The sequence below is a fragment of the Pseudomonas sp. genome (genome assembly GCF_050739995.1).
Classification (GTDB): Bacteria; Pseudomonadota; Gammaproteobacteria; order Pseudomonadales; family Pseudomonadaceae; genus Aquipseudomonas.
Map to the genome: position 1 here is coordinate 1 of NZ_JBOICG010000467.1, position 10830 is coordinate 10830.

Below are 10830 nucleotides of genomic sequence, written 5' to 3' on the forward strand. Positions count from 1 at the left end.
CTCCAGCGACGGCAGCCATGATGTGTACGTGCAGTCCATCAGCAATGGTTCGCCTGTATCCGACGTGCAAGTCGACATCATGGGTCGCAACGGATTGCCGGTCGCCAGCGGCCATACCGACAGTGAAGGCCACGCGCATTTCGCCAAGCTGGATGAACTGCGTCGTGAGAAAACACCGCTGATGTATGTGGCCACTCGCGGCAATGACCAATCGTTCCTGCCGATTGCCCGTCAGTCCCAACAGTTGGATTTGTCGCGCTTCGACGTAGGTGGTTTACAAGAAGACGGTGCGATTGATCGCCTCAGTGCCTATCTGTTCACCGACCGTGGCCTGTATCGTCCTGGCGAGACCGCACACCTGGGCATGATTGTGCGCAGCAGTAACTGGAAAGGCGCGCTGCAGGGCCTGCCGGTGGAGCTGCAAATCACCGACCCCCGTGGCCTGGAAGTGATTCGCCAGCCGCTGAAGCTGTCAGCCAGCGGATTCGAAAGCTTTGATTTCCCCAGCAGCGAAGTCGCCCCCTCCGGTGATTACACCGCGACCTTGCAGTTGATTGGCCAGAAGCAGACTCGCACTGACCTGGGCAGCGTCAACTTCAAGGTCCGCGACTTCGAGCCGGACCGCATGAAAGTCAGCCTGAGCCTGCACGATACGCCGGTGCTGGGCTGGGTCCCACCGGACCAGGTGGTGGCCAAGGTCACCGCCATGCACCTGTTCGGCGCCCCTGCGTCCGGCCGGCGTGTTACCGGCAAAATGTCCCTGAGCCCGACGCTCGCGGCGTTTGACCGTTACCCCGACTACCGCTTCCGCCTCAACAACGGCCTGGAAGAAGCCAGCACCGAAGACCTGGCCGAAACCACCGTCGACGACAACGGCCAGGCTGTACTCGACCTCAACCTTCAACGCTTCGCCAACAGCACCTACCGCCTGCAAGTGATGACCCAGGTGTTCGAGGCCGAAGGTGGGCGTAACGTCGCGGCGCAAAGCGCATTGCTGGTGTCGTCTGCGCCTTATCTGGTTGGTGTGAAAAGTCAGGACTCGCTGTCGTACGTCGCCAAGGACGCCCCGCGTGAAGTGCAATGGCTAGCCGTAGCGCCAGACCTTACCCCGCTGGCAGTGGATGGCCTGAGCACTGAAGTGGTCGAGCACCGCTATGTGTCGGTGCTAGTGAAACAATCCAATGGCACCTACAAGTACGAGTCGCGCATCAAGAACATCAGCCAGCCTGCCTCGCCGTTGACGATGAGCAAGGAAGGCGCCAAGCAGGCCTTGAACACCGGCACGCCGGGGGATTTCACCCTGCAGCTGAAAGACGCCAACGGTAACCTGCTCAACCAGATCGACTACAGCGTGGCCGGGCGTGGCAACACCTCGCGCTCCCTGGAGCGCAATGCCGAACTGCAACTGCGCCTGGATAAGCGCAGCTATGCCACGGGTGATGAAATCGCTATCAGCATTCGTGCGCCGTACACCGGTGCCGGCTTGATCACCATCGAGCGCGACAAGGTCTACACCCAGCAGTGGTTCAAGGCAGACAGCACCAACAGCGTGCAACATATCCGCGTACCAGCAGGGCTTGAGGGCAATGCCTACGTCAACGTGCAGTTTGTGCGAGACATGGGGTCAGCCGAGGTATACATGAGCCCGCTGTCCTACGGTGTGGTGCCGTTCAGCATCAACCTGGATGCACGGCGCATGGCCTTGAAGGTCGAAGGACCAGAGAAGATCGAACCGGGGCAGACGCTGGACATCAAAGTGACTGCCGATCGCCCAGGGCGCGCGGTGGTGTATGCGGTGGACGAAGGCATCCTGCAAGTGGCGCGCTACCAGACGCCGGACCCGCTGGGCTTCTTCTTCCAGAAACGTGCGCTGGAGGTCGGCACCAGTCAGATTCTTGACCTGATCCTGCCGGAATTCAGCCGCCTGCTCAGTGGGGCAGCGCCCGGTGGCGATACCGAAGGCGCCCTGGCCAACCACTTGAACCCCTTCAAGCGCAAACATCAGCCACCCGTGGCGTGGTGGTCCGGGCTGGTGGATTTGCCGGCCGGTGAAACCGTGCTGCATTACCAGGTGCCCGACAGCTTCAACGGCAAATTGCACCTGTTTGCGGTGGCCGTGGATAGCGACAGCGTCGGCGTCAGCGAGGCCAACACTGAAGTGCGCGGCCCGATTGTGATTACGCCGAACGTGCCAGCCTTCGTGGCGCCAGGGGATGTGTTCAATGTCAGCGCCGGGGTGTTCAGCAACCTCGACGCCGCAGCAGATGTGAAGTTTGAAGTGCAGACCAGCGACGGGCTGCTTGTGCAAGGCGACAAGGGCAGTACGTTGTCACTGCAACCGCGCAAGGAGGGCACCGCTGAGTTCAAGATCAAGGTCGGCGAAACCCTCGGCTCGGCAGACCTGCGCTTTGTGGCGGTATTGCCGAACGGCAAACGCATCCAAGTCGCCGAAACCACGTCGATCCGGCCACTGAGCGAGCATCGTGTCGCCCTGAGTCTTGGCCGTTTCGACAGCGCCAGCAAAGAGCTCAAGCCGACCCGTGAGCTGTTCAGCCAATTGCGCGACGTGCAACTGGGCGTGGCAGCCTCGCCGCTGGTGTGGGCCAACGGGCTCAAGCATTACCTGGACGACTACGGCTACGCCTGCACCGAGCAATTGGTGTCCAAGGCCATGCCGGCGTTGATCTGGGGCGGCACTGCACCGGAGGCCGAGCAGGCCTTCAGCGGCGCGGTGCGCATGCTGCGCCAGCGTCAGAACTCGGCCGGCGGTTTCGGTTTGTGGGCCGCTAACCCAGACGTTGCGCCGTATGCCAGCCTGTACGCCACCGACTTTCTGATCGAAGCCAAGGAGCGCGGGCTGCCTGTACCGGAAGATCTGCTGGTACGCTCTAACGCTTACCTGACAGAGCTGGCCAATGGTCCTAGCGAAGGCCTGTCGGAACTGCGCAACCGGGCCTACGCCAGTTACCTGCTGAGTCGTCAGGGGATTCTGGTGAGCGGCGCCTTGAGCGATATCCGCGAACGCTACGAAAACTACTTCAAGGACAGCTGGCAGAACGACCTGGGCGCCGCCTACCTCGCCGCCAGTTACAAGCTGCTCAAGCAGGATCGCCAGGCCGATACGCTGTTCCGCAAAATCCCATGGCGTTCGCTGGTGGATAAGTGGGACAGCGACGGCCTGTATTACGACCCGCTGGTGCACGATGCCGAGCACCTGCACCTGTTGGCGCGACACTTCCCTGAGTTGCTGAACGATGTGCCGACGGCCTTGCTGGATAAACTCGGCAAACGCCTGAACGAGCAGCGCTACAACTCGTTGTCGGCGGCACTGCTGCTGCGCGCCCTGGACAACTATGGCCAGCGCGCACAAAGCGACATGACCCTCAAGGCCACCGCCTGGCTGGGTGACAAGCAGCAGCAATTGCTGGAAATGGCCGGCCTGCCACCGCGTGCCGCCGTACCGAGCACCACGCAAAAGCTGGTGATGGAAAAAACCGACGGCCCGGCCGCGTTCTACATGCTCAGCGAAGCGGGTTTCGACAAAGGCGCCAAACTCAAGCCGATCAACAATGGCCTGGAAATCATCCACGAGTACCTCGACCTCAAAGGTGAGCCGGTGAGCAAGGTCGCCGTGGGCGATGAGTTCCTGGTGCGCCTGCGTCTGCGCGCCACCGACCGTGACCAGGTGCAGCAAGTGGCCGTGGTCGACCTGCTGCCAGGTGGTGTCGAGCCTGTGTATAACTTGCCGCCGGAGCCGGAAGCCGCCAGCACCGAGGAAAGTGAAGGCGATGATTCCGAGTACGTGGAAACCGCCGACGGTGATGAAGAGGCAGACGCCTGGCAAGCGCCGATCGGCGAGACCGAGCTGAGCAACTGGCAGCCGGAATACGTGGACGTGCGGGATGATCGAGTGGTGTTGTACGGCACTGCCCTGCGTGACGTAGGTACCTTCGTCTATCGTGTGCGCGCCACCAACGCAGGCACCTTCAACACGCCACCGGCCTACGCCGAGGGTATGTACGAAACCACCCTGCAAGGGCGCGGCAAAGTAGGCCAGCTTGAAATTACCAAGCCTTAAACGCCTGACGCCGCTGCTGGCAGCGGCAGTGATCCTGGTGGGGCTGAGGTTGTGGCCCCACGCCTCGCTGGAACAGGCCGTCACATCGTCACGGGTAGTATTGGCCGACGACGGTTCGCTGCTGCGCATGACCTTGGCGGATGATGGGCAATATCGCCTGTGGCTACCGCTGGAGCGCATGTCGCCATCATTGGTCGAAGCCTTGCTGCTCAAGGAAGACCGCAATTTCTACTGGCACCCGGGGATCAACCCCCCGGCGTTGTTGCGCGCAGCCATGGCCACCTACAGCGGCGGGCAGCGCCAGGGCGGTTCGACCTTGAGCATGCAACTGGCGCGGCGCCTGTGGGATCTGAACACGCGCCAAGTGCCGGGTAAATTGCAGCAAATGGCTTTGGCACTGTGGCTGGAGGCGCGCTACAGCAAGCACGACATCCTCGAGGCGTACCTGAACCTGGCGCCCATGGGCGGCAATATCGAAGGTGCCGAGGCGGCCAGCCGCATTTATTTCGGCAAATCGGCGACGCAGTTGTCGTTGTCCGAAGCCTTGGCACTGGCAGTGATCCCGCAACAACCGGGGCGGCGCGCACGTTTCGGGCCGTCACTGCAAAACGCGCGGCTGCGGCTGATGGCCGACTGGCGTGACACTTATCCACAAGACCCACGCAACGACAGTTTGCTGGACTTGCCTCTGGAGGCCCGCAACCGCCAGCAGATCCCGTTTCTGGCACCGCACTTGAGCGAACAACTGCTGGCCTCCCAAACCGGCAACGAGCTGAACAGCACCCTCAACCTACCCTTGCAGCAACTGCTGGAGCGCCTGATCACCGGCTTTGTCGCCGAGCGGCGCAGCACCGGTGTGGAAAATGCCACGGCTATCCTGATCGACAGCCGTGACCAGAGCGTCAAGGCGCTGGTGGGCTCGGCGGATTACTTATCCACAAGTATCCATGGCCAGGTCAACGGCGTGTTGTCCCGCCGTTCGCCGGGATCGACGCTCAAGCCGTTTCTGTATGGGCTGGCGTTGGATCAGGGTGTGATTCATCCCATGAGCATCCTCAAGGACTTGCCGAGTAACTTCGGCTACTTCCAGCCGGAAAATTTCGACGGCAGTTTTGTCGGGCCGCTGACGGCTCGGGATGCGTTGATCCGTAGCCGTAATATCCCGGCGGTCTGGCTAGCCAGTCAGGTCAAATCGCCTTCGCTGTACGGTCTGCTGCAACGTGCCGGTATCAAAGGGCTGCGCGACGAAAGCCATTACGGCCTGGCGCTGGCCCTCGGTGGCGGCGAAATGACGCCCGAAGAGCTGGCACGCCTGTATGTCATGCTGGCGGGTGACGGGCACCTGCGACCGTTGCGCTATCTGCAGGAACAACCCCAATCCACCGGTGCCTCACTGCTGACACCTCAGGCCGCCTTTATGGTGCGTGACATGCTGCGCCATAACCCACGCCCGGATGGCCTACCTGGCCGTCACTGGCGTACCGCGTGGAAAACCGGCACCTCCTGGGGTTTTCACGATGCCTGGAGCGCCGGCCTGGTCGGCCCGTACGTGCTGGTGGTGTGGGTTGGCAATTTCGACGGCCGGCCGAACCCGACGTTTATCGGCGCCAAGACGGCTGCACCGCTGTTCTTCCGCATCGCCGACGCCCTGCCGCTGGCCTTGCCCAACGTGGTGATAAAAGCCGACAAACCGCCCGCCGGGTTGGTGCGCATCGACGTGTGCGCGGCCTCCGGCGAGCTGCCCAACCGCTGGTGCCCGCAAACCCGCAAGACCTGGTACATCCCCGGCGTCTCACCGATTCGCGTGTCCAACCTGCACCGCCCGGTGCTGATCGACACCCGTACCGGCAAAGCCGCGTGCCCGCCGTTCGATCCGCAGTACACCCGCGAAGAAGTCTTCGAGTTCTGGCCCAGCGACGTGCAACGCCTGTACCGCGCCGCCGGCCTGCCCCGGCGCGCCCCGCCCAATGTGATGAAAAACTGCCAACCCAACCGCATCAGCGATTCAAGCGAAGCGCCGCAGATCCGCTCACCGCTGACCCAGGTGAGTTACCAGCTACGCCTGTCCCAACCCCAGGAAAGCATCCCGTTGAATGCCAACGCGGCCAGCGATGCGGTGACGCTGTATTGGTTTGCCAACCAGACGTTGATTGGCCAAGGCTCGCCGCAAACCACGCTGAACTGGCGGCCGGGCAAATCGGGAGAGTATCGGCTGCGGGTCAGTGATGATCAGGGGCGCAGTGCCAGCCGTGGGTTGCGGGTGGAGTTTGTGCCCTGATCAGGCGTCTTCTGGGAAAACTCGATTTCGAAACTGCGAGCCACTCAGTAAAAGCGTCGGTGAAGTTCAGGAAAGATCATCTGTGCAAACCACACAGGGAGCCCTGGAAAGATTGAACGCGATTTGGCTGATGGTGCTTCCACAACCCCCATATCAATCAATTTCTTAAGTTGATCACTCGCTACGCGATCATGCAGGCCAGAGAAAATTTTAAAGTCCGCCCTGGCAATCTCACCCTGGGTAAGCAGGATATGGATTGCCTTGGCCATTTCCTGTTTCACTCCAGATTGTACGAAGCGGCCTTCAAGCCCAATTACTCTTTCGAGTCGCTGGCGTAGGTTTACAAGAGCCATCGCTTGCTCCACGTACTCCATCTGATCAACGCAGACTTGCAGCATAAACTCCACAAACTCGAATAATCCGCTTTGTGTCAGTTGGCCACGACCGTCGAGATCCCCTCGACGAGGCTGATCGGCAGCGCGCAAGCGCCCATAATATTCGTCCTGCTTTCGCGCCAGCCCCCGAGATAGCGACCAAAGTGGAGATGCAAGCCCAAGTCGCATCAACTGTAAATGCGTCATCATGCGCACCACTCGACCATTGCCATCTTCAAATGGATGAATAAACGCAAGTCGATGGTGATAAGCAAGAGTGCTGAGGATTCGTGAGATCAGGTCTGGTTGCCCACCATAGACATGTTGCAGGCGTGTAAGCATGGGAGTGACAGACTCCCACGCAGGCGCAGCATGGTCACCCACCAATACATTACGTTGCGCAGTATCCCGTAGCTGGCCTGGTATGAGTAAGCGTCCCTCACTGAGACGCAGGTCATCTTCATTGCCACCTGCAAACAGGCGGCGATGGATGACTGATATGAATTTCGGGGCGAAGAAAACGCCCCAATGCACCTCAATTGACGTCGACCGGCGCACCGCTCGCTCAAGCAATTCTTGAGCACCAATTTGACTTTGCGCCAGCTCGCGTAACTCTTTGGAGTCGCGTCTCGGCACTCGCGCGGACAAGGTAGCAGGCTCGGTGTACTGGCCTTCGATAAGGTTACTGTAATAACTATTGGTGATTCGCATCAGACCACCGATGCGAGTTGCGGTACTTTCAGGGAGTAAACCGGTAAGTTTTCCAGCGCGAAACGACAACGTTTCTGCCGTACGTAAAATTGACGCAGGGAAACCAGGGGAAGGCCAAACAGGTTCAAGCCAGTGGTTTCCGGATATAAATTGTTGCGTCATTTTTTCACCTTTTTCCGATTTATTTTCGGATAGCACTTTCCTTAAAGGCCAATAGTAACGGGGAGATCAAACAGCTTTATACAATAATTTTCCAACTACTTTTCCGATTTTTTTTCTTATTTTTTCAGACTCTATTTTTCCTGTTTTTCCGCAAGAAGCTCGAGATATCTGGACTCCCCACCACCGGTAGCACCCGACAACCATCCCCACTCAAAGGCGAGCGTGGTACGCCCGGCGTGATCGACCCCAACCGTACCCCGAGACCAGCCGGCCAGCAGCTCACTCTCCGTGGTCAGGCACTGGAAAAGAAGTTCAATGGTGTTGGGGCCTGTTACGCGTCCGACCTGTTGGCCGATAAGGATTCGGCCACCTTGGTAGGTGCTCGAAATCGCATCACCTTCGACGAGGTAATGAAAGACTGTGTCAGAACCGGAAAGGCCGTGGGAGTTACTTGCGACCGCAAACCGGCGATCGTTCAAACGCTCGCTGATCCGGGAAAAAGAAGTTTGCATCGATGCCGTGTCCTTACGTCGAGTTCAAGCAAAGCGCCTGGAAGTCTTGGGCCTCCAGGCGCTGGGCGGGTTACTCCACCGTCACCGACTTCGCCAGGTTGCGTGGCTGGTCAACGTCGGTGCCTTTGAGCACGGCCACGTAGTACGACAGCAGCTGCAGCGGGATGGTGTAGAGGATCGGCGACAGGGTGTCGTGGATGTGCGGCATGTTGATGACGTGGGTACCCTCACCGTTGCTCATACCGGCTTTCTCATCAGCGAACACGATCAACTGGCCGCCACGGGCGCGCACTTCCTGCAGGTTGGATTTGAGCTTCTCCAGCAGTTCGTTGTTCGGCGCGACGGTAACGACGGGCATGTCGTCATCCACCAGGGCCAATGGGCCGTGTTTCAGTTCACCGGCTGGGTAGGCTTCGGCGTGGATATAGGAGATTTCCTTGAGCTTCAGCGAGCCTTCCATCGCCACCGGGTACTGCGCGCCACGGCCGAGGAACAGGGTGTGGTTCTTATCGGCGAACAGCTCGGCGACTTTCTCCACGGTGCTGTCCATCGCCAGGGCTTCGCCCAGGCGGGTCGGCAGGCGGCGCAGTTCTTCCACCAGAGTGGCTTCAACGCCCTCGGCGAGGGTGCCGCGCACTTGGCCCAGGGACAGGGTCAGCAGCAGCAAGGCAACCAGTTGGGTGGTGAAGGCTTTGGTGGATGCCACACCGATTTCGCGACCGGCTTGGGTCAGCAGGGTCAGGTCGGATTCACGTACCAGGGAACTGATGCTGACGTTGCAGATCGCCAGGCTGCCGAGGAAGCCCAGTTCCTTGGCATTGCGCAGGGCAGCCAGGGTGTCGGCGGTTTCGCCGGACTGGGAGATGGTCACAAACAGAGTGTCAGGCTGCACCACCACCTTGCGGTAGCGGAACTCACTGGCGACTTCGACCTGGCACGGGATACCGGCCAATTCTTCCAGCCAGTAACGGGCAACCATACCGGCGTGGTAGCTGGTGCCGCAGGCAACGATCTGCACATTGCGCACTTTGGCGAACAGTTCGGTGGCCTGCGGGCCGAAGGCATTGACCAGCACTTGGTTCTGGCTCAGGCGACCTTCCAGGGTGCGTTGTACCACCGATGGCTGCTCGTGGATTTCCTTGAGCATGAAGTGGCGGAACTCGCCCTTATCAGCGGCTTCGGCACCGTCGCGGTATTGCACGGCTTCGCGCTCGACGGATTGACCGTCGATATCCCAGATCTGCACGCTTTCACGGCGAATGTCGGCGATATCGCCTTCTTCCAGGTACATGAAGCGGTCGGTGACCTGACGCAGGGCCAGTTGGTCGGATGCCAGGAAGTTTTCACCCAGGCCCAGGCCAATCACCAGCGGGCTGCCACTACGAGCAGCCACTACGCGATCAGGCTGGCTGGCACTGATCACGGCCAAGCCATAGGCACCGTGCAGTTCCTTGACCGTGGCCTTGAGGGCGGTGGTCAGGTCGCTGTGGTCCTTGAGTTTGTGGTTCAGCAGGTGGGCGATGACTTCGGTGTCGGTGTCCGAGGTGAATACGTAACCCAGGCCCTTGAGCTGTTCACGCAGCACTTCGTGGTTTTCGATGATGCCGTTGTGCACAACCGCCAGGTCACCGGAGAAGTGCGGGTGCGCGTTGCGTTCGCACGGCGCACCGTGAGTGGCCCAGCGGGTGTGGGCGATACCCAGGCGACCCACCAGCGGCTCGCCGGCCAATGCCTGGTCCAACTCGCTGACCTTGCCCGGACGACGCATGCGCTCCAGCTTGCCGGCGTTGGTGAAAACCGCCACGCCGGCGCTGTCATAGCCGCGGTATTCCAGACGTTTGAGGCCTTCGATCAGGATGGCAGTAACGTTACGTTCAGCGACTGCGCCAACAATTCCACACATGGTGTTTCTCCTAGATGACTGCCGCGCATATCAGCGTAATGCCGCGGGCTTGGATCTGGTCGCGGGCCTCAGGCGGCAGGCGATCATCAGTAATGAGGGTATGGACGCTGCTCCAAGGCAGTTCCAGATTGGGAATCTTGCGGCCGATCTTGTCGGATTCGACCATCACCACCACTTCACGGGCGACCTCGGCCATGACGCGGCTCAGGCCCAGCAATTCGTTAAAGGTGGTGGTGCCACGTTCCAGGTCGATGCCGTCGGCACCGATGAACAACTGGTCAAAATCATAGGAACGCAGCACTTGCTCGGCGACTTGGCCCTGGAACGAATCCGAATGCGGGTCCCAGGTGCCACCGGTCATCAACAGCACCGGCTCGTGTTCCAACTCACTCAAGGCACGGGCCACGTTGAGGGAGTTGGTCATCACTACCAACCCAGGCTGGTGGCCCAGTTCTGGGATCATTGCGGCTGTCGTACTGCCGCTGTCGATGATGATGCGTGCGTGTTCACGCAAGCGCATCACGGCCGCACGGGCGATAGCGCGCTTGTAGGCCGAGATGGGCTGGGCAGCGTCGCCCACCAGTTCCTGGGGCATGGTGATTGCGCCGCCGTAGCGGCGCAGCAACAGGCCGTTACTTTCGAGGGCAGCGAGGTCCTTGCGGATAGTCACTTCCGACGTTTCGAAATGCTTGGCCAACTCGTCCACGCTGACTTCGCCCTGTTCATTGAGCAAGGTCAGGATGTTGTGGCGTCGTTGGGGAGTATTTCGTTTCGACATGATGGGCTTAAATTTCGTTTCGAAAGATAACGAA

6 protein-coding genes are annotated in these 10830 nt (G+C 60.1%); 2 read left to right on the forward strand and 4 right to left on the reverse strand.

Annotated features, from left to right (window positions below; genetic code table 11):
- The coding region (locus ACRESD_RS15455; protein ID WP_431751716.1) for an alpha-2-macroglobulin family protein at positions 1–4078 on the forward strand (4078 nt) is incomplete at its 5' end.
- Positions 4059–6356, forward strand: coding sequence for a penicillin-binding protein 1C (gene pbpC / locus ACRESD_RS15460; RefSeq protein WP_431751717.1), 2298 nt, complete (start codon positions 4059–4061; stop codon positions 6354–6356). The genes ACRESD_RS15455 and pbpC, both read left to right, overlap by 20 nt.
- A 44-nt stretch (positions 6357–6400) precedes the next feature.
- Here pbpC and ACRESD_RS15465 read toward each other — a convergent pair whose 3' ends face one another.
- The 4 genes from ACRESD_RS15465 to ACRESD_RS15480 form a co-directional block, all read right to left on the reverse strand.
- Entirely contained in the window at positions 6401–7603 is a 1203-nt protein-coding gene (locus ACRESD_RS15465; RefSeq protein WP_431751718.1) for a Fic family protein, read from the reverse strand.
- A 131-nt stretch (positions 7604–7734) separates the two neighbouring features.
- Complete coding sequence (locus ACRESD_RS15470; protein WP_431751719.1) at positions 7735–8115, reverse strand: hypothetical protein; 381 nt, start codon at positions 8113–8115, stop codon at positions 7735–7737.
- A 70-nt stretch (positions 8116–8185) separates the two neighbouring features.
- Complete coding sequence (gene glmS / locus ACRESD_RS15475; protein ID WP_431751720.1) at positions 8186–10018, reverse strand: glutamine--fructose-6-phosphate transaminase (isomerizing); 1833 nt, start codon at positions 10016–10018, stop codon at positions 8186–8188.
- Between the two features lie 10 nt (positions 10019–10028).
- Entirely contained in the window at positions 10029–10799 is a 771-nt protein-coding gene (locus tag ACRESD_RS15480) for a DeoR/GlpR family DNA-binding transcription regulator (RefSeq protein WP_431751721.1), read from the reverse strand.
- Positions 10800–10830: the final 31 nt, after the last annotated feature.

Bases quoted from the DNA above. Each gene is read 5' to 3' on its own strand.
- ACRESD_RS15470 (WP_431751719.1), bottom strand. From the start codon at position 8,115: ATGCAAACTTCTTTTTCCCGGATCAGCGAGCGTTTGAACGATCGCCGG.
- ACRESD_RS15465 (WP_431751718.1), bottom strand. From the start codon at position 7,603: ATGACGCAACAATTTATATCCGGAAACCACTGGCTTGAACCTGTTTGG.
- glmS (WP_431751720.1), bottom strand. From the start codon at position 10,018: ATGTGTGGAATTGTTGGCGCAGTCGCTGAACGTAACGTTACTGCCATC.